Origin of the sequence: Paractinoplanes tereljensis (assembly GCF_016862435.1) — a bacterium.
GTDB classification, from domain to species: Bacteria; Actinomycetota; Actinomycetes; order Mycobacteriales; family Micromonosporaceae; genus Actinoplanes; species Actinoplanes tereljensis.
In genome coordinates this window covers 108,548-127,900 of sequence record NZ_BOMY01000041.1, presented here as the reverse complement: position 1 = coordinate 127,900, position 19,353 = coordinate 108,548, and the positions used below count along the sequence as shown (strand labels likewise).

Genomic DNA, 19,353 nt, shown 5'->3' with positions numbered 1-19,353 from the left:
TCAGTACGGGCTGCGCCGCCCACAACCGCAACCACACCCGACCGCCGCCACCGCGCGACCACCGTGCAACACCGGCGCGTGCCGCGCCTCTCGCGCAACCGGACATCCGGGGTCGGCCGGCGGCCGGAGGCCGCCTGGCGGTGGGGCCGGGCCCGCCCGTAGCGGGCGCGCGGAGGGTGAGTCGCGCCAAGCGGGACCGAGTGCCACGGGACTGAGTCGGCGCGTACGGAAAAGGGATTGTCGTTTTGGATCGCAAAGCGGCCCCGCGCCCAGCCTTCGGAAAATGGCTGTCAGGGCGACTTGGCTTCGTGGCCGGCCAGCAGCGTCTGCAGGGCGTGGGCAGGCTCGTTTGCGAGCAGTGCGCGGACGTGGGCACCGGTTTCCGCGGTGAGGCGGGCTGCCGTTGCGGTGTCGCTCAGTTCGGGCCAGTCGAGCGACGCGATGAAGTCCGCGATCCACCGGTCGGGGTGGGTGGCGTCGAATCCGGACCGCAAGCCGGCCACGAGCGTTTCGTCGTCGCGGACTGGCATCTCGCCGAAGGCGCCCGCGTAGCTGGTCAGCAGACAGGCGAAGGCGAAGATGCCGAGGTCGGCTCGCCGTCCCTGCGACCAGGCGTCGAGAACCACCGGCAGGTTTCTGGTGCGCCACTTGGCCAGTGCGTTGAGCCGGATATCGGCCAGGAGGTGGTGCAGCGCGGGATTGCGGAAGCGGTCGAGGATGGCGGTGGTGTACTGCCGTAGTTCCTCCGGGTCCTCGGACGGCAGCGACGGCAGCACCTCGTCCTGCAGCAGGTGGTGCAGGTAGGCGCCGACCGCCGGATGCTGCACGGCGTCGCGCACGGTGTGGCAGCCCAGCAGCGGGCCGACGGCCGCCATCGCGGTGTGCGTGCCGTTCAGGATGCGGACCTTGCGCTCGCGGTAGGGCCGGATGTCGGGCATGAACCGCACCGGCAGGCCGGCCCGGTCGAGCGGGAACTCGTCGCGGATCGCCGGTCCGCCGGCGATCGCCCAGTCGGCGTAGTGCTCGCCGCGGACGATCAGCCGGTCGTCGAAGCCCAGCGACGCGCGGAGTTCGGCGGCTTCGGGCTCGGGCAGGCCCGGCACGATCCGGTCGACGATGGTGTCGTAGAAGCGGCAGTGCTCGGTGACCCAGTCGACGAACTGCGGGGCGAGCGCCGCCTCGCGGGCATGCCGCACCACCAGGGAACGCAGCGTCGCACCGTTGTCCTCGATGAGCTCGCAGGGCAGGAACGACAGGCCTCGCCGGGGGTCGCCGGCGAAGTGGCTCCAGCGTTCGTGCAGCAGTGCGGTCATCTTGGCGGGGAACGAGGCGGGTGGCGCGGCGCTGAGGTCGTCGGGCGTGTAGACGATGCCGGCGTCGGTGGTGTTGGAGATGACCAGACTCAGCGTTTCCTCGCGCATCAGATCACGGCAGAGGTCCCACTCCCGGTACGCGTCGACGACCGACTGCACCGCCGTCACCAGGGTCGTCTCGCTGAACGGGCGGCCGTCGCGAACGCCGTCGAGCACGACGTGGAACATCCCGGCCTGCTCGGTGAGCCGCCCGGTGACCAGTTCGGGCCGCGGGGTGGCCTTCATGACCGCGATGCCGTGCCGCAGGACGCCCGCGTCGTTGGCCCGCTGCACCATCCAGTCGGCGAAACCGCGCAGGAAGTTACCGGCGCCGACCTGGAGGATCCGGACCGGCAGGACCTCCCGGCCCGGGTCCGCCTCCCCGAGTGGCCGGAGGCGTTCCGCGGCGTTGGTGGCGATCGTGACCAGCCCCCTCGATCGGCGAAATGAAGCATCGACGATCGAGAATATTGCAATCGGTTGCACCGTTGTCAACGGCGCTTTGATGACTGCAAACCGGCTGAAGTTTGCAAAGGTTTGCTGTTTCGCGACGATCGGCCGGTCTCCTCGTCGATCAGGGCGGCGGCCGCGTCGTCGACGAACCCCCAGGCCGACTGCGCGGCCCGGACCTGCGGGTCGAGGAACTGTGAACCCCCCGGGTACCGGTCAAGGCAATATGGCGGGCGGGACGAGGACGAGGGGGCGACGTAGATGGCGGATTACGAGGTGCTGGCCGGCGGGGTCAACGAGGTCATCCGGATCGGTGACACGGTGCGCCGGCCGACCGGACCCTGGTCGCCGCGCGTGCACGGGCTGCTCCGGATGCTGGCCGCCCGGGGCTTCCGCGGCGTGCCGCGGGTGCTCGAGATCACCGGCGACGGATTCGAGGTCCTCGACTTCTTGCCGGGTGAGGTGTCGAACTACCCGGCCACCCCGGCGGCGGCCTCACCCGAGGCGCTGGAGAGCGCGGCCGAACTGCTGCGGGCGTACCACGATGCCACCGCCGAGTACGCGCGCACGGCGCCCCGCGACGGCTGGCAGATCCCCGCCGCCGAGCCGGTCGAGGTCATCTGTCACGGCGACTACGCGCCGCACAACTGCGTGCTCGACGGCAACCGGGTGGCCGGCATCATCGACTTCGACCACGCGCGGCCCGGACCGCGCCTGTCGGACGTCGCCTACGCCGCGTACCGGTGGGTGCCGATGAGCGCCCCGGGCACCGTGGAGGCGGCCGGGAGCACGACCGAAGAACAGGCCGCCCGCCTGCGCATATTCTGCGACCGCTACGGACTCGACGACGCCGGCCGGGCCGGGCTGATCGACGCCGTGGCCGCCCGGTTGCACACCGTCGTCGACTTCATGCGGGCCCGGGCCGCCGCCGGCGAGGAGGCCTACGCCGGCCACCTCGCCGCCGGGCATCACGTCCTCTACCTCGGCGACGCGGACTACGTGCTCGCCGAGCGGGATGTCTTCGAACGTCACCTCATCGGGTGGCCGGGTCAGGCCAGGTCGAGGAGTTCCTCGTAGAAGCCGCCGAAGCCGCGTTCGCGGTTGACCAGGTGGATCTCGAGGATCCAGTGGCACAGCCGGCCGGCCCGGTCGGTGCGGCGCATCGGCTCGCGGCCACCGTCGCCGGCGCAAGGCCGGCCAGCCTCGGCGGCGCTGCCGTCGCCGAGGGCCTGGCCGTCCTGGAAAGCGGATGGACCACCGGCGGGGTTGCCGACGTGCTCCAGGCCCAGTAACGAATTCAGACGCCGATGCCGGCGGCGGCGGTGAACAGCGGGAGGTACGCCTGGGCGTAGCCGCCGCCGTTCGGGTGGTACGAGTCGGACGGCCGGGCCGGGGACACGTTGTTGATCCACGCGACCGCGGTGCAGATCTCGTGGCCGGTGAACAGGGTGGTCACGTCGGTGAAGGTGGCGCCGGCTGCGGTCGCGCGGGTGCGGATGACCGCGTTCAGGTCGTCGGCGGCCGCGTTCAGCAGGTTCTGCTTGACCGTGCTCAGGCCGCCGGTCGGGCAGGTCACCGCCGGGTTGAACAGGCGGGGGTAACCGAGCACGACGAGCCGGGCGTTCGGGGCCTTCGCGCGGATCGCCTGGTAGGTGGCGTCGAGCTTGCCGGGCAGCACGCTGGTCGTCGCGGCGCGGGCCGAGGCGACCTGCTGGCGGCAGGCGTCGTCGCTGCCGGCCGTGCACACCGACAGGGTGGGGGAGAAGCCCACGTCGTTGCCGCCGGCGGTGATGCTGACGACGGTGGTGCCGGCGTCGAGGTCACCCAGCTGCGAGGTGCGCACGCTGTCGGTGGTGGCGCCACCGCAGGCGGCGAAGTGCAGGACGGCGGCGGGGTGGTTGACCGCCCACAGGGAGGGATAGCTGCTGGGGCTGCGGCCGCAGGAGCCGGACTCGTCGGGGGTGCCGACGCCCGCCGAGTAGGAGTCGCCGAGCGCGACGTACTGGACGGTCGCCGTGGCGGCGGCCGCCGCGACCGGGGTCAGGGCGGTGCCGGCGGTGAGAGCCAGGGCAGCGACCAGAATCACTGAGCTTCTGGACAAGGGTTATCTCCGATATCAGATCAATGCTGGAAACGGAACCAGTCGACGTTGCCGAATTCTTCGGTTTGTTTACTGGTAAAGGTCAGGTAGACGGTGTGCACGCCGGTCGTCGGCTGGATTTTCATCGAATAGGCGGTGAACGTGAACCAGTCGGCGTTGTTGGGAATCGTCATTGTGCCGATCGGGGCCGATGACCGGTTGTCCAGATGTAGTTCGACCTCGCCGGTTCCGTTGTTCGCGGCCCAGTTGGAGGCGCTGATCAGCAACGTGGTCGCGGGCACATCGGTGAAACCGACGTTGTCGTATCGCACCCAATCGCCGGTGGTGATGAATCCGACGTGCCGGCCCGGGCCGGTCTGGTCGGCTTCGACGGTGATGCCGTTCTGCTCGTCGAACTCCTCGGCCTGGGTGGTGCGGTAGGCGGTCGCGTTCTGCGCGGGCGCCGAGGTGCGGCGCGCGGTCGTGGTGCGGGCCGGCCGCGAAGTGTCCTCCGGAACTACCGCTTGACCAGTCACTTGCGGCAGATCCGCCACGATCGCGCTGGGCTGGGTCGGCGCCGGCTCTACCCGGACCGGACCGCTGGGCCAACTGGGCAGGACGTCGGCGACCGGCGGGACCTGCGGGCGGGTGACCGGGTCTTTGGTCGATACCAGGACTGCGATCACGGCGGCGACGGCGAGCACCGAAATCAGGAGACCGATCCCGTTGCGCCGAAGTCTTTCGCCGGTCGGTCGCCAATCCATCGAGTCGGCCGCCGGAACAGATCGGTGGGAGCCGGAGCCGAATGAGGGAGGTTGCGGTACGGACGATTCCTCATGCGTTCTGAACACGTGGGGTCGGACCCGTGAAGGGTTCTCCACAGCGATGTATCCCCTTCAATGTATCCGGGCGATGCGCGGTGCTGATCCTAAAGGGATCCGACGTCCAAGGCGACATTCTTCTGAGAAAAGTTTTCACGAACGGAGCCCGCGGTGGGCGAGCGTCGAAGTCGTCACTTTTCCCGCAGATGTGACGTGCGCCTCAAATTAGGTAAGGCATGCCTAACTATGATCGCGAGGCTGACGTTGTCGATCGAGTGAGGAACGCGACCATGGAACGCCCGCTGCGGGTTGCCGTCATCGGAACCGGGCCGGCCGGCATCTACGCCGCCGACCACCTGATCAAGACCTCGGAGGCGGTGACGGTCGACATCTTCGATCGGCTGCCGACGCCGTACGGCCTGATCCGCTACGGCGTGGCGCCGGACCACCCGCGGATCAAAGAGGTGGTCAACGCCCTGTACCGGGTGCTGAACAATCCGCGCATCCGGTTCATCGGCAACGTCGAGTACGGGGTGGACGTCAAGCAGGACGAGTTGCAGCGGTTCTACGACGCCACCATCATCGCCACCGGTGCCGAGAAGGACCGGCCGCTCGACATCCCGGGCATCGAGCTGGCCGGCAGCTTCGGGGCCGCCGACTTCGCGTCCTGGTACAACGGGCACCCGGACGTGCCCCGGGAGTGGCCGCTCGAGGCCACCGAGGTCGCGGTGATCGGCGCCGGCAACGTGGCCGTCGACGTGGCCCGAATCCTCGCCAAGACCGCCGATGAGCTCCTCGAGACCGAGATCCCGGACAACGTGTACCGGCACCTGAAGGACAGCCCGGTCACCGACGTGCACCTGTTCTCCCGGCGCGGCCCGGCGCAGGTGAAGTTCACCCCGATGGAGCTGCGCGAGCTCGACGCGTCACCGAACGTCGAGGTGATCGTGCACCCGGAGGGCATCGAGTTCGACGAGGGCAGCCTCGCCGCGATGCGCGCGACGCGGCACGTGAAGATGTGCGTCGACATTCTGCAGAACTGGGCCGTACGCGACCCTCGCGACCGGCCTCGCCGGCTGCACCTGCACTTCCTGCAGTCTCCGGTGGAGGTGCTCGGCGACGGCCGGGTGGCCGGGCTGCGCACCGAGACCCAGGAACTGACCGGGGACGGCTGGGTGCGTGGCACCGGCGAGTTCACCGACTGGCCGGTGCAGGCCGTGTACCGGGCCGTCGGCTACCTCAGCCAGGCACTGCCGGACCTGCCGTTCGACACCACGACCGGGACCATCCCGCACACCGCGGGCCGCATCCTGGACCTCGACGGCGACCACCTTCCGGGCATGTACGTCACCGGCTGGATCAAGCGCGGCCCGGTCGGCCTGATCGGCCACACCAAGGGCGACGCCGGGGAGACGGTCGCCAGCATCGTGGCCGACGAGGCGAAGCTGCCGGTCGCGCCCGAGCGCGACCTGGAGGCGATCCTGGCCCACCTGGCCAATCGCGGTGTGCGCGCGACGAACTGGGCCGGCTGGCAGCTGCTGGACGAGCACGAGATCGCGCTCGGCGCACCGCACGGCCGCAAGCGCGTCAAGGTCGTGCCCCGCACCGACATGATCGAGATCTGCAACGGCTGAGGGGACGATTCGCGAAAGCTTAGATTGCGGCCGAGGGGCCGTTGTGGACGGAATCGTCTTCCGGATCGTTAACAATCTCGCTAACATCCGGAACGCGGCTGTAACCCGGCCGTAGCGCGCTTGATGCACTGCGACCTGCCGAGGAGGCAGCCGTCCATGTACGAGTTCCTGCGATCCCGGAAATCCCTCTTCAGCGCGGCTCTGGCCGTGGCCGTGGTGGCGGCCCTGGCCACGGCCGGCGGCGTAGCCAGCGCCCACCCGCGAGTCACCGCGGACGGCCTGCGCGATCTGGCCGCCCTCAGCCCGGTCATCGACTGCTCATCGGTGACCGGGCTCGACCTCAGCCGGGCCACCGACGCACCGGTCACCATCACCTCGGCGACCCTGGTGACCACCGGTGCCGCGCCGTACTGCGAGGTGCGCGGCACCATCGCGCCGGCCAACACGATCGTGCTCCGGCTGCCCACCGCCGGCTGGACCCAGCGGTACGTGCAGACCGGATGCGGCGGCGAGTGCGGCAGCTCCAACATCAACTTCGGGCAGGCGGCCAACTGCCCGCCGGTCGTCGCCGGCCAGGTCGCGGTGGCCACCACCGACATGGGCCACCAGGGGCAGAACGACGGCTCGTGGGCGGCGAACAACCCGCAGGCGCAGATCGACTTCGCCTATCGGGGCGTGCACGTCACGTCGCAGGTGGCCAAGGCGATCATCGGGAGGTTCTACGCGCACAAGCCGGCCTTCTCGTACTTCACCGGCTGCTCCGACGGCGGGCGCGAGGCGCTGATGGAGGCGCAGCGCTATCCGGGCGACTTCGACGGCATCGCCGCCGGTGCGCCGGCCAACAACATGGTCGTGCAGAACACCTACCACCACGCGTGGAACGTGCTGACCAACCTCGACGACAACGGCAACTACATCCTGCTGGCGGCCAAGCTGCCGCTGATCCACAGCGCGGTGCTGGCCGCGTGCGACAGGCTGGACGGAGTTCAGGACGGGCTGCTCGGCGACCCCCGGGTGTGCGACTTCAACCCGTACACCCTGGTCTGTAAGAAAGCGCAGGACGCCTCGACCTGCCTGAGTCCGGCCGAAGCCGGCGTGGTCCGGCGGCTGCACAACGGTGCCGTGACCGACAAGGGCGACCGGCTGGAGCCGGCGATCTCGCACGAGTGGGGCTCGGAGCTGGACTGGTCGCTGTTCGTCCCGGCCGCGCAGGGAGCCCACGTGGGCAGCGAGAACTTCGTGCTCGCGTTCGCCCGGTACCTCGGCTTCACCAACTACGTCAACGCGAACTGGCAGCTCAAGGACCTCAAGCTGACCGCGCAGGGGTTCTGGGACACGGTGCAGTCGTCGAGCTATCTGTCCGCGATGGACCCCGACCTGTCGACGTTCCGCCGGACCGGCGGGAAACTGCTGCTCTGGCACGGCTGGGAGGACCAGCACATCTCCCCGCAGGGCACCCTCGAATACTGGGACGCCCTGCAGAAGACGCTGGGCCGCAACGCCGTCGACAGCTTCGCCAAGCTGTTCCTCTTCCCCGGCGTCGCGCACTGCGGCGGCGGCGAGGGCCCGAACGTCTTCGACGTGCTCACCCCGGTGATGGCCTGGACCGAGAGCGGCCGGGCGCCCGCGAAGATCATCGCGTCGCACAGCACCGGCGGCACGGTCGACCGGACCCGTCCGGTCTTCCCGTACCCGGCGGTCGCGCGCTACGACGGCAGCGGCAGCACCGACGACGCCGCCAACTTCGTCTCCTACACCCCGCGCAACCCGGTGCGGGACGATTTCAATTGGCTCGGCTCCCGGCTGTTCTCCGACGGTTACCAGGTCAAGGCCAAGGCCGACGGCACCCAATTGGTCCTTAAGCCCGCCACCACCTGGCTGACCCGCAAGGCCGGCTAGAACTGATCCGAGGCCGGGGCGCGACGTGCCCCGGCCTCCTCGGCGTGCCGGTAGATCTCGGTGACGAACCGCCCGATCGCCTCGCTGTGCAGCGAGTAGAACATCTGCCGGCCGTGGCGTCGTCGCACGATCAGCCGGGCGTCCCGCAGCGACCGGAGGTGGTGCGCGATGGCGGTGGCTTCGGCCGGCACGGCGTGGGCCAGCGACGTCGGTGTCTGCTCACCCTCGCGCAGCAGCAGGAGGATGTGCAGCCGGTGCTCGTACGCCATGCCGCGTAACGCGATCACCGCCCGCTCCAGGGCGGCCTCGTTCATGAAGACTCCGTTCCTGAGAACCGGAACGGTAATCGTTTCCAGTAATTATCGTCTAGTTGCGAGATGAGCACATGCGTAGAGGTGCATAATTGGCGCCGTGACCACGATCCCGAACACCACTCGTAGCACCCGCCAGCGCGGCGAGGTGCTCGCGCTGCTGCGGGACACGGACAGCTCGCACAGCGCGCAGCAGCTGCACCAGATGCTGCGCGAGCGCGGCGCCAAGGTCGGGTTGACCACTGTCTACCGCACCCTGCAGCTGCTGGTCGACGCCGGTGAGGCCGACTCGACCCGGCTGCCCGGCGGCGAGCAGCTGTTCCGGCTGTGCGGCGGGACGCACCACCATCACCTGGTCTGCCGCCGCTGCGGCAAGACCGTCGAGGTCGCCGGCCCGGCCGTGGAGAAGTGGGCCGACCGGGTCGCCGCCGAACACGGCTTCACCGACGTCGGCCACACCATCGAGATCTTCGGCCACTGCACCGACTGCGCCTAGGCGTTTCAGGATCAGGATCCCAAGAAACAGACCTTTCCGGTACGGGCGACACCGTCGACAACCGCAACTACCCCCGACCGCCGCCACCGCGCGGCCGGCGTGCCACACCGGCGCGTGCCGCGACTCTCGCGCAACCGGACACCCCTCCCGCCGGGGCTTTGCTTTGCGGGTGGCGGTTGGGGTCTTGGGTCGGGACCGCCCGGGGCCGGCGCGCGGAGGGTGAGCCGCACCTGCCGGGACCGAGTGCCACGGGAGCGGTCCGGCGCGTACGGAAAAGGGATCTTTCTTTCCGGGCAAAAGCTAGTTCCGGAAGCCCGGCCCCGGGTGAGAGTGGGCAGTTTCTTGCGGTCGTTACTAAACGTGGTTTTCGTTATAAGGAGAGGGCGAACTCCGGGTCGACCTGATTCGCCAGGTTCTCGCCGGTCGCCTCGTTGGCCCAGGCCTCCGCGTTGCGCAGGTGGAACTCGACGGCCTGGGCGTGGAACCGCCGCCAGTCGCGCGCCGACGCGTCCACGGTGTGGCGCATCGCGTCGAGCACCGCGCGGTTCTCCGGTTCGAGCTCGTGGATGTCGCGGGGGCGGCCCTGCTCGGCCGCTCGGACGTGCCGGGAGACCGACATGCTGGCCCGGAGGTCGGTGCCGACGTGCTGGCGGAGGAAGGCCTCGTCGGTGGCGTCGGTGACCTTGTTGCCGATCACCGAGATCGCCACCCGGTGTCCGGCCGAGTAGTCCAGGTACTGCTGGTAGACCCCGACGCCGCGGACGGTCGGCTCGCAGACGATGAACGTGTGGTCGAAGCGGGTGAACAGGCCGGAGGCGAACGCGTCAGCGCCCGCGGTCATGTCCACCACCACGTACTCGTTGTCGGCGTCGACCAGGTGGTTGAGGATCAGCTCGACCGCGCCCACCTTGGAGTGGTAGCAGGCGACACCGAGGTCGGACTCGGCGAAGGCGCCGGTGCCCGCGGTTCGTACCCCGCCGGCCAGGTGGACGCAGCGCCGCCAGATCGGGTTGTCCTCGGTGATCCGCAGCAGCCGGGAGCCGCGGCCGGGCGGGGTGGTCTTGACCATCGAGGAGCCGGAGCTGATCCGCGGGTTATGGCCGCGCAGGTACTCCTTGATCTCCGGGAGGCTCTCGCCGAGGGCCGGCCGGGCGGCCGGCTCGGCCGGGTCGGCGCCGAGTGCCACGGCGAGGTTCTGGTTGATGTCGGCATCGAGAGCCAGCACGGTGTTTCCCTCGGCCGCCAGGTAGCGGCTGAACAGCGCGGCCAGGGTGGTCTTACCGGCGCCGCCCTTGCCAACAAACGCGATCTTCATGCGGGTTGCCCTATTCGTCGGATTCTTTGACGAAAGTGATACCCATTTCCAATTGGAGAGTCAAGCCGCCGGGCCCGGCCGATGACTCGGCAGGTCAGGTAGATGACGAACGAGATGGTGGTGACGTACGGGCTGATCGGGATGCTGCTGCCCAGCGCGAGCAGGATGCCGCCGACCATCGAGCAGACCGCGAACAGCACGCTCAGCAGCGTGACCAGGCGCGGGGCGGCGGTGACGCGCATCGCGGCGGCGGCCGGGGTGCAGATGATGCTGAGAACCAGAAGAGCGCCGACGATCTGTACGGACATCGCCACGGTGAGCCCGAGCAGGATCATGAACACCGGGGAGAGCAGGCCCACCGGCACGCCACGCGCGGCCGCTACCTCGGGATCGGTGCTGGCGAAGGTCAGCGGGCGCCAGATCACCACCAGGGCAGCGAGCACCAGGGCCGAGGTCCCCAGCAGCCAGGTCAGCTGGGGCGTGTCGACGGCGACGATCTGGCCGGTGAGCAGGCCGAACTTGTTCGCCGAGCGGCCCTTGTAGAGGGCCAGGAACAACACCCCGAGACCGAGACCGAACGGCATGAGTACGCCGATGATGGAGTTGCGGTCGCGGGCCCGGCTGCCCAGCGCGCCGATGACCAGCGCGGCCAGCAGCGAGCCGGCCAGGGAGCCGGCGACCACGTTCACGCCGAGCAACAGGGCGCCGGACGCGCCGGCGAAGGACAGCTCACTGATCCCGTGCACCGCGAAGGGCAGGTCGCGCATCATCACGAAGGTGCTGATCAGGCCGCCGACCACGCCGAGCGCGGCCCCGGCGATGAGCGAGTTGTGCACGAGGGCGAGCAATTCGCGGTAGTCGGCGAAGTTGAAGATCTGGTGCCAGAAGCCGGTCACGAGAAGTGCGCCGGGTCGGGGAGGCCGGCGACCAGGACGCGGTCGCCGGTGCGGATCACGTCGACCTGGGTCCGGTACATCTCGCTGAGCACCTCGGAGGTGAGTACCTCGTCGACCGTCCCGATCCGGAATCGGCCGTCCGCGAGCCAGAGCACGCGGTCCGCGTACGGCAGGACGGGGTTGATCTCATGGGTGACGAACAGGACCGCGGTGCCTTCGGCCCGGCGGCGCTCGTCGACCAGCGCGGTGACCTCCTGCTGGCTGCGTGGGTCGAGGGAGAGCAGTGGCTCGTCGCAGAGCAGCAGCGCGGGCTCGGCGACCAGGGCCTGCGCGATGCGTACGCGCTGCTGCTCACCGCCGGAGAGCAACCAGACCGGGCGATCGGCGTACGCGTCGGCACCGACCTTGCCGAGAACGGCGTCGATGCGCCGCCGGCGGCCGCCGCCGGGGAGGTTGAGTCCCCAGCGGTGACCGTCCAGGCCCAGCCCGACCAGGTCGCGGGCGCGCAGCGGGGTGAGCGTGTCGATCCGCCGCTGCTGCGGTACGTAACCGATGTCCTTGCTGCCGCGGTGCGCCGGCCGCCCGGCGATGGTGACCGTGCCGCTGGTCAGGCGTTGCCGGCCGAGCAGGACGCGGAGCAGGCTGGTCTTGCCCGACCCGTTCGCGCCGAGCACCGCCACGAACTCACCCGGCCGCACGGTCAGGTCCAGATGCGACCACAGCCGCCGGGAGCCGTAGTTCAGGGTGGCGTCGTCTATCGCGAGGATCGGGGTCATCGGGCTCAGCCGAGCGCCGACTGGAGCGCCGCGAGGTTGCCGCCCATCCAGCTCAGGTAGTCCTGGCCGGCCGGCAGCGTCTCGGTCACCGGAACGACCGCGATGTTGTTGCTCTTCGCCGCGGCCAGCACCTTCTCGGTCTCCGGCCCCGAGGTCTGCTCGTTGTAGGCCAGCACGCTGACCTTCTTCTGCGAGAACAGGGCCAGGGTCTCGGCCAGGACCGCCGCCGGTACGTCGGTGCCCTCCTCGATCGCCTCGCTGAACTCCTCCGGCGTCTTGTTGACCAGCCCGCTCGCCTCCAGCAGGTACACCGGGACCGGCTCGGTGATCGCCACGCCCGCGCCGGCGTGTGCGGCCTTGATCGACGCCTCGGTGGACTCCAGTTCCTGGAGCTTCTTGGTGAACGTGGCGGCGCCCGAGCTGAAGACGGCCGCGTCGGCCGGGTCCTTCGCCGACAGCACCGTCACCAGCTCGGTGACCAGTTTCTCGACGCTGGGGAAGTCGTACCAGACGTGCTCGTTCAGCTCACCTCCGGCCGGGGCTTTCCGGCCGGAGATGTCGACGACGTCGATCACCTTGGCGTCGCTGTTACCGGCCGCCTTGAGCATCGTGTCGACGAAGTCGTCGTAGCCACCGCCGTTCTCGATGACCACGTCGGCCTTGGACAGCTCGAGCTGGGTGCGGGTGTCGGCCTCGTAGGAGTGCGGATCGGCCGCCGGGTCGCTGATGATCGAGGTGACGGTCACCCGGTCGCCGGCGATCTGTTTGACGATGTCGCCGTAGACATTGGTCGAGGCGACCACGGACAGCGTCGTCGCCTTGCTGCCGCTCGCCGCATCGCCGGAGCCCGACGAGCCGCAGGCGGAGAGCGCCAGGACCAGCGACAGCGCGCCCACGGTTTTTCGCTGTGTGAACACAAGATCACCCTTAGGTTCGTACTGGGAACGGTTTTCAAATCCGTTAAGAACCGTAGGGTGAGGCGAGCCGCGCTGGCAATCCTACTGGAAGTGATTTTCATCTTCTTCAGGAAGACGCGGGTACGGCGGCGGGCTTGCGGAGCAGGACGAGCACCAGGATCGCGGCGGCCAGGGCGGTTCCGGAGGCGATCAGCAGGGTCGTGTTCAACCCGTCGGCGACCGCGGCCGGCGTGCCGTGCCCGTCGGCGATCCGGTTGGTGAAGACGGTCCCGAAGACCGCGATGCCGAATGCGAGCCCGAGCTGGCGGAACGTGTTGAGTGCCCCGCCGGCCATCCCGCTGCGTTCGCGCGGCACCTCGGCCAGCACCGCCGAGGCGTTGGCGGGCAGCACGCAGCCGATGCCGAGACCGGCCACGATCAGTCCGGGGATCAGGACCGAGCCGGTGCTGTCCGTGCCGATCCGGGCCTGCATCAGGTTACCGGCGGCGATCAGGAGCAGGCCGATGCCGACGGTCCAGCGCGGGGCGATCCGCTGCAGGTACCGGCCGGCGGAAGCGCCGACGAGCAGGGCGGCGGCGGCCGAGGGGAGGGCGCCGTACAGGCCGGCGTCGACCGGGCCGTTGCCGAGCACCTGCTGCAGCCAGACGGTGCTGAACGGCAGGTAGGCGAACGCGGCGGCCTGGGCGAGGAACGCGGCGACGATCAGTACGGTGAACGGCACCCGGCGGAACAGGGTCAGGTCGAGCATCGGGTGGTCCGAGCGGACTTCGACGACAAGGAACCCGGCCAGCGCGACCAGCCCGGCGGCGAACGCGGCCAGGGTGACACCGTCGGTCCAGCCGGCCTCGCCGCCGCGGATCAGGCCGTACGTCACGGCGGCCGCCGCCACGGTGAAGCTGATCGTGCCGGGCAGGTCGAGGCGGCCACCGGCCGGCGCCCGGGACTCGCGCACCCCGCGCACCGTGAACCAGATCGCGATCAGGCAGATCGGCAGGTTGACCAGGAACACCCAGCGCCAGCTGAGGTGCTCGGTGAGCAGGCCGCCGGCGAGCGGGCCGGCCGCCGCGGCCACCCCGTTGACCGCGCCCGCCCCCGACTCGGCGTTGCCGATCGCCGGGGCCCTGGCCCGCCGCCCGGACACCGGCTGGGTGTCGATCACCTCGGGTGGCACCGAGATCGCCTGCACCGTGCGAGTGCCCGCCTCGGCCGACCGGGAGACCCTGCTGCTGCAGAAGCTGCCCCGGACCCCGCGGGTGACCTCGGTCAGCGCGCACTGCGTGGTCCACCAGTTCGCCGGTCAGGCGGTCGGCCCGGACCTGCACGACGACGCGCTGACCGCCGAGCAGATCGAGGCGCTGACCCCGGTCTGGGCGGCGCCGGGCGGTGCTCGGCCGGCGGCGCGTCTCACCCCCGCGGACGCGCCGCTGCTGGAGGCGCTCGCCCGGGACGGGCGGCTCAGCTACGCGGAGCTGGCGGCCACGACCGGCTGGCCGGAGTCGACCGCCCGCCGCCGGATGCAGGAGCTGTTCGAGTCCGGCTCGCTCTACACCGACGTGGAGAGCAAACCGGAGATGTACGGATTCCGCGCCGCGGTCCTGCTGTGGCTGACGGTTGCCCCGTCCCGGCTGGCGGCGGTCGGTGCGGCGCTTCGCGAGCACGAGGAGATCGTCTACGCGGCGGCCATCACCGGGCCGACGAATGTGCAGGCCTTGGCGATCTGCCGGGACATGCCGGCGTTCTACCGGTACCTGACCGAGAAGCTGGGCTCGCTGGACGGTGTGCAGCGGGTCGAGTCGGAGCCGCTGCTACGAAACGTCAAGCAGCTCGGCACAGTACGTCCGTGATGCTCATCCGAGCCGGCTCGGGACGGATGTGCGAGGCTGGGCCGGCTGGGGGTGGGGATCTTGGAGGAAGTGCTGTTCGGACGGGATGCCGAGCTGGGTCGGATCACGTCGGTACTGGCCCGGGTGTCCGATTCCGCGGGCGACGCGCTGGTGTTGCGCGGGGCGCCGGGCATGGGCAAGAGCGCACTGCTGCGTACGGCCCGGGAGCTCGCGGAGGAGCAGGAGATCCGGGTCCTGTCGGTGACCGGCGTGCAGGCCGAGACGCGCCTGCCGTTCGTGGCGCTCCGGCAGCTGCTGGCGCCGCTGAGCCGGGACACGATCACGGACGGTGAACCACACACCGTGGGGCTGGCGGCGCTGGAGCTGCTGAGCTCGGCCGCCTCGGCCCGGCCGATCTGCCTGGTGGTGGACGACGCGCAGTGGATCGATCGGCAGAGCTGGCAGGCGCTGGCGTTCGTCGGGCGCCGGCTCGCGGACGAGCCGTTGATCCTGCTGGTGGCGGTGCGGGAGGGCGAGGAAGCCGCGGCCCGGCTGGCCGGCGCCGGCCTGGCCGAGGTCGAGGTGGGCCCGCTGCCGGCGGACGCGGTCGCCTCGCTGCTCGACCGGGTCGCCGCCGATCTGTCTCCGGCCCTGCGCCACCGGGTGATCGCGGAGGCCGGCGGGAACCCGCTGGGCCTGATCGAGCTGTCGGGCACGGCCGGCGAGCTGGATCAGCACGCGCCGCCCGGCTCGTTGCCGCTGACCGCCCGGCTCGAGCGTACGTATGCGACGGTGGTGGCCGGTTTGCCGGCGCCCACCCGGTCGCTGCTGCTGGTGGCGGCGGTCGACGACGATGACCGGCTCGACGAGGTGCTGTCGGCCGCCGGCCCGGCCACGACCGAAACCCTGCAACCCGCGCTGAACGCGGGCCTGCTCACCAGCGACGGGGTCAGCGTGCAGTTCCGGCACCCGCTGATCCGCTCGGCGGTTCGACAGGCGGCGACCGAGGCCGAGCGCCTCGCCGCGCACGCCGCCCTGGCCCGGGTGCTGCCGGCCGACGGCGACCGGAACACCTGGCACCGGGCCGCGGCCACCCTGGGCATCGACGAGGAACTGGGTCGGCGGATGGCCGAGCTGGCCGGACGAGCCGGGCGGGGCGGCGCCATCGACACCGCCGTCGTGGCCTGGCAGCGTGCCGCCGAGCTGACCGAGGACCCGCATGTCCGGGTGGATCGGTTGATGTGGGCCGTCACCACGGCCATGAAGATGGGCGACCGGCGCCGCAGCGAAAACCTGCTCCGGACGATCGCCGGGTACGAGCTGGACGCGAGCCAGCAGGTCCGGTTCCTGTGGATACGCGAGGCCGTCCTCGGTGAGGGCTGGTCCGGCCAGACCCGGCACGCCCGGTTGTTCGACGTGGTCGAGCGGATCATCGACGAGGGCGACGACGAGCTCGCCCTGGACGCCCTCACCCTGTTCGCCCTGCGCAACTGGTGGGATCCGCCGCCACCGGAGCGCCGGGCCGACATCCTCGCGCTGATCGAGCGGCTGGCGATCCCGGCCGACGACCCGCGCCTGATCCGGGTGCTCGCGCACAACGCGCCCACCGAGCGGGCGGCGCAGCTCGTGGAACGACTGGCCGAGAAGGTGGCGGCGCCGCCGAGCCGGCCCGATCGGCTGTTCGAGCTGGGCGAGGCCGCGACCGCGATCGGCGATCACCCCTCGGCCGCGTTGCTGCTGGCGGACGCCATCGCCGGCTCGCGGTTCAACGGTCACTTCAACACGCTGTTGTTCGCGCTGAAATCGCAGGCGTGGATCGCGGCGCACTCCGGCGAGGTACGGCTGGCCGTGGTCGCGGGGGAGGAGGCGCAACGGCTCTCGCTCGAGGTCAAGGACTTCGTCGGGGCGATCAGCGCGAAGCTCTGCCTCGGTCTGGCCGAGGCGTTGCGCGGCGACGTCACGGCCGCCACCGCCCACGCCGATCAGGCCGATCAGGCCCTGCACTCCGGCGGCCGGCACCCGTTCCAGTCGGTGATCACGATGGTGCGGGGGGTCGCGATGCTCGCGGACGGTAAACCCCTGGACGCGTACGAGCAATTGCGCCGGATCTTCGATCCGCAGGACGAGGCCTACCATCCGTACGTCCGATTGGTTGCTCTCGCCCACCTGGCCGAGGCGGGCCGCCTGGCCGAACGCCTGCCGGAGCTGGATCTGATCGTGCAGGAGTGCCGGTCGCTGGCCGCCTCCGCGCCGTGGCCGGTGCTGACCGTGCATCTGAGCTACGCCCAGGCGTTGCTGGCCACCGACCCGGAGCAGGACTTCCGCGACGCGCTCAAGGCCGATCTCGCGGGGTGGCCGTTCGAGCGCGCCCGGATTCAGCTCGCCCTCGGCGAGTGGCTGCGGCGTCAGCGCCGCCCCGCCGAGGCACGGCCGGTGTTGCGGGCGGCGTGGGAGACCCTGACCGCCCTCGGCGTGGCCCCGTGGGCCGAGCGGGCCCGCCGCGAGCTGCGGGCCACCGGCGAGACGGTCAACCGCGGCGAGGACCGCACCGGGCAGCTGACCGCCCAGGAGCTGCAGATCGCCCAGCTGGCCGCCCGCGGACTGAGCAACCAGGAGATCGCCCGGCAGCTCTATGTCTCTCCACGGACGGTCAGCACCCATCTCTACCGCATCTTTCCGAAGGTCGGGGTACGCTCCCGGGCCGGTCTCGCCGAGGCTCTGCTCACTTCCGGAATGTGATTACAGGCCCTGCTCCTTCAACCAGGTCAGCGCGGTCTCCGCGACCTCGCGCCAGCCGGCGTCGATGGTCAGCGAGTGCGCCTTGTCGGGGAAGTCGACGATGTCGGTGACCGCGTGCGAGTGGCGGTACTGCTTGAGGGTGGCCCGCACGATGGTCTCCGGCACGGTGTGGTCCTTGCCGCCGGCCATCAGCAGCAGCGGGCCACGGGACTCGTTGGCGGTGTCGACCTTGGCCGGGGAGTGCGGGTTGAAGTTGGCGGCGGCCGCCTCGAACAGCGGCTTGCCCGGCGCCGGAATGGACCAGCGGTCGTACAGCTGTTGGGACTCCGCTTCGGGGATCGCGTTGCCGAAGGCGTACCGGAACTGCTCGGCCGTCAGCGAGACGGCCCGGCTGCCGTTCGCCGGGTTGCTGAGAATCGGGAAGCCCGACCGCAGCGTCGACAACGGAAGCGGCAGCACACCCTTGATCTGGGCGGCGTCGATGGCCACGGCGGCCGCCGCCAGATCGAGACCGAGCAGCTTCTGGGCGATCATGCCGCCGAACGAGTGACCGATCACGATCGGCTTGACCGGCAGCGACTCGAAGATGCCGGCGAAGTGGGCGACGACGTCGTCGATGCCGTGACCGGCGACCGCGTCCGGGTTGGCCCGGGTCTCCTCGACGGTGCCGGCGTCACCGGGCCAGCCCGGGGCCGAGGGCTCGTAGCCCCGCTCGGCGAACAGATCGATCCAGGGCAGCCACGACGACGCGTGCAGCCAGAGGCCATGGATGAAGATGACTGGTTTCCGCATACCAAGAACGCTAGAGACGACAACCAGCCCTTCGCGTACGTCTTTTGACGCACACAGAACCTGCAGGCAGGCTCGCAGCGTCGCTGCCTTCAGGCGAACAAGTCCTCGAGCATGGCTCGTGATCTGACGCCAAGTTGCTCGCTCGGGAAGAATTGTGTGCAGAGTTCGAGGGCCGCGTCGATCGTGGTTATCCCGATGATGGCGGCCAGGGCACGCAGATCTTCTTCGTCACGGCTGCGGGCGGCGAAGGCTTTCATGGCGAAGACATGTTCCGGCGAGGCGGCCATCACCCTGATGCCGGGGTGGTCGAAGACTTCGCGTTTGCCCGGGTCTTTCTGGGTGGAGACGTAGGCGCTGGCCTGCTCGTTGAGCCACCACGGCGGTAAGCCCATAGCCTCTGCCACGTTGCGGGCCTCTTCCAGGACCACGCCGTGCGGGACGAAGGTGGCGTCGACGTCTCGGGTCACGCGTTGTGAGTCGTAGGCGAGTGCCATGGCCGCTCCGCCGACGATGAACAGGTCGGCGACGACACCTCGGCGGACCAGACGATCTCCGAGTGCGGTGAAGGCGCGTTCCAGCTCGGCCCGGCCGAGTAGTCCGTCGTCGCTCACGCGGCTTCCAGGTCATGCGCGGAGAGATATACGCCGTGCTTGCGGAATGCCGCCGGCGCCCAGACGAGAGCTTCCATTCGCTTGGACGGCAGCGACGAGGGGAACCATGGAGTCGCCAGGACCCGCGACCGCGTCCAGTCGGGCGGAGCGCAGTCAACCTCGGATGCGAGATGTTCGGCCAGCGCCCCGAGGAGAGCGTCCCATCGCGGGTCTCCGGTCGGCGGCGGTTCCTCGGCCAGGAGTTCAGCTCGCCTCTCAGCCAGCTCCCACCGGTACTCCTCGAGAAACTCCCAGACGTGTTTCCACTGGATCTTCTCGTCCGGCTGGCGGGAGAGATGACGGGCAAGCCCAGCAAGCGTCATCGCCTCATAGGCCATCGCCGACCTCCCCTCGCTCACCTTATGCAAGACCAATCTTAGGAGGGGCGGAGACGTGATAGCT

General features: G+C 70.0%; 18 protein-coding genes. 6 read left to right on the top strand and 12 right to left on the bottom strand.

Annotated features, from left to right (window positions below; all coding sequences use genetic code 11):
* Positions 1-290 precede the first annotated feature (290 nt).
* Entirely contained in the window at positions 291-1,838 is a 1,548-nt protein-coding gene (locus Ate02nite_RS31230; protein ID WP_203811438.1) for a tagaturonate reductase, read from the bottom strand.
* Between the two features lie 225 nt (positions 1,839-2,063).
* On the opposite strand from Ate02nite_RS31230, the gene Ate02nite_RS31225 reads away from it, so the two are divergent.
* Positions 2,064-2,879: a phosphotransferase enzyme family protein gene (locus tag Ate02nite_RS31225; protein WP_203811437.1), complete on the top strand. Its 816-nt coding sequence runs from the start codon at positions 2,064-2,066 to the stop codon at positions 2,877-2,879.
* A 220-nt stretch (positions 2,880-3,099) separates the two neighbouring features.
* On the opposite strand, the gene Ate02nite_RS31220 is transcribed toward Ate02nite_RS31225, so the two are convergent.
* Together Ate02nite_RS31220 and Ate02nite_RS31215 are read right to left on the bottom strand one after the other, a co-directional pair.
* Positions 3,100-3,888 (bottom strand): SGNH/GDSL hydrolase family protein, encoded by a 789-nt coding sequence (locus tag Ate02nite_RS31220; protein WP_239147826.1) that lies wholly within the window; start codon positions 3,886-3,888, stop codon positions 3,100-3,102.
* 35 nt (positions 3,889-3,923) lie between these two features.
* A complete protein-coding gene (locus Ate02nite_RS31215) occupies positions 3,924-4,586 on the bottom strand; it encodes a carbohydrate-binding protein (RefSeq protein ID WP_203811435.1) in 663 nt (220 codons plus the stop codon).
* 407 nt (positions 4,587-4,993) lie between these two features.
* Between Ate02nite_RS31215 and Ate02nite_RS31210 the strand changes: the two genes are divergently transcribed.
* Both Ate02nite_RS31210 and Ate02nite_RS31205 read left to right on the top strand, forming a co-directional pair.
* The gene (locus Ate02nite_RS31210) at positions 4,994-6,337 is read left to right on the top strand and encodes an FAD-dependent oxidoreductase (RefSeq protein WP_203811434.1); all 1,344 of its coding nucleotides are present in this window, start codon (positions 4,994-4,996) and stop codon (positions 6,335-6,337) included.
* A gap of 156 nt (positions 6,338-6,493) precedes the next feature.
* Positions 6,494-8,236 carry a tannase/feruloyl esterase family alpha/beta hydrolase gene (locus tag Ate02nite_RS31205; RefSeq protein ID WP_239147825.1) on the top strand — a complete coding sequence of 581 codons (1,743 nt, stop codon included), beginning with the start codon at positions 6,494-6,496 and terminating at the stop codon, positions 8,234-8,236.
* Here the strand turns inward: Ate02nite_RS31205 and Ate02nite_RS31200 are convergent.
* Positions 8,233-8,550 (bottom strand): ArsR/SmtB family transcription factor, encoded by a 318-nt coding sequence (locus tag Ate02nite_RS31200; RefSeq protein ID WP_203811433.1) that lies wholly within the window; start codon positions 8,548-8,550, stop codon positions 8,233-8,235. The two genes, Ate02nite_RS31205 and Ate02nite_RS31200, sit on opposite strands and share 4 nt — an antisense overlap.
* A gap of 97 nt (positions 8,551-8,647) precedes the next feature.
* Here Ate02nite_RS31200 and Ate02nite_RS31195 point away from each other — a divergent pair, with 97 nt between their 5' ends.
* Positions 8,648-9,043, top strand: coding sequence for a Fur family transcriptional regulator (locus Ate02nite_RS31195; protein ID WP_438871271.1), 396 nt, complete (start codon positions 8,648-8,650; stop codon positions 9,041-9,043).
* 370 nt (positions 9,044-9,413) lie between these two features.
* Here the strand turns inward: Ate02nite_RS31195 and Ate02nite_RS31190 are convergent, their stop codons facing one another.
* The 5 genes from Ate02nite_RS31190 to Ate02nite_RS31170 form a co-directional block, all read right to left on the bottom strand.
* On the bottom strand, positions 9,414-10,358 hold the full coding sequence (locus Ate02nite_RS31190; RefSeq protein ID WP_203811432.1) for an ATP-binding protein: 945 nt from the start codon (positions 10,356-10,358) through the stop codon (positions 9,414-9,416).
* Complete coding sequence (locus tag Ate02nite_RS31185; RefSeq protein WP_203811431.1) at positions 10,355-11,254, bottom strand: metal ABC transporter permease; 900 nt, start codon at positions 11,252-11,254, stop codon at positions 10,355-10,357. Before Ate02nite_RS31185 ends, Ate02nite_RS31190 begins: the two co-directional genes overlap by 4 nt.
* Positions 11,251-12,030, bottom strand: coding sequence for a metal ABC transporter ATP-binding protein (locus Ate02nite_RS31180; RefSeq protein ID WP_203811430.1), 780 nt, complete (start codon positions 12,028-12,030; stop codon positions 11,251-11,253). Before Ate02nite_RS31180 ends, Ate02nite_RS31185 begins: the two co-directional genes overlap by 4 nt.
* Positions 12,031-12,035: 5 nt before the next feature.
* Positions 12,036-12,947 (bottom strand): metal ABC transporter substrate-binding protein, encoded by a 912-nt coding sequence (locus Ate02nite_RS31175; protein ID WP_203811429.1) that lies wholly within the window; start codon positions 12,945-12,947, stop codon positions 12,036-12,038.
* A gap of 106 nt (positions 12,948-13,053) precedes the next feature.
* A complete protein-coding gene (locus Ate02nite_RS31170) occupies positions 13,054-14,019 on the bottom strand; it encodes an MFS transporter (RefSeq protein ID WP_239147824.1) in 966 nt (321 codons plus the stop codon).
* On the opposite strand from Ate02nite_RS31170, the gene Ate02nite_RS31165 reads away from it, so the two are divergent.
* Both Ate02nite_RS31165 and Ate02nite_RS31160 read left to right on the top strand, forming a co-directional pair.
* On the top strand, positions 13,979-14,791 hold the full coding sequence (locus tag Ate02nite_RS31165) for an Lrp/AsnC family transcriptional regulator (RefSeq protein WP_239147823.1): 813 nt from the start codon (positions 13,979-13,981) through the stop codon (positions 14,789-14,791). The genes Ate02nite_RS31170 and Ate02nite_RS31165 overlap by 41 nt on opposite strands.
* A gap of 69 nt (positions 14,792-14,860) precedes the next feature.
* Positions 14,861-17,509, top strand: a complete 2,649-nt coding sequence (locus tag Ate02nite_RS31160) for a helix-turn-helix transcriptional regulator (RefSeq protein WP_239147861.1) — start codon at positions 14,861-14,863, stop codon at positions 17,507-17,509.
* Here Ate02nite_RS31160 and Ate02nite_RS31155 read toward each other — a convergent pair whose 3' ends face one another.
* From Ate02nite_RS31155 to Ate02nite_RS31145, 3 genes are all read right to left on the bottom strand, one after another.
* On the bottom strand, positions 17,510-18,301 hold the full coding sequence (locus Ate02nite_RS31155) for an alpha/beta hydrolase (RefSeq protein WP_203811425.1): 792 nt from the start codon (positions 18,299-18,301) through the stop codon (positions 17,510-17,512). It lies immediately after the preceding gene.
* Positions 18,302-18,390: 89 nt separating this feature from the next.
* The gene (locus Ate02nite_RS31150; RefSeq protein WP_203811424.1) at positions 18,391-18,912 is read right to left on the bottom strand and encodes a DUF6036 family nucleotidyltransferase; all 522 of its coding nucleotides are present in this window, start codon (positions 18,910-18,912) and stop codon (positions 18,391-18,393) included.
* A complete protein-coding gene (locus Ate02nite_RS31145) occupies positions 18,909-19,289 on the bottom strand; it encodes a hypothetical protein (RefSeq protein WP_203811423.1) in 381 nt (126 codons plus the stop codon). Before Ate02nite_RS31145 ends, Ate02nite_RS31150 begins: the two co-directional genes overlap by 4 nt.
* Positions 19,290-19,353 lie beyond the last annotated feature (64 nt).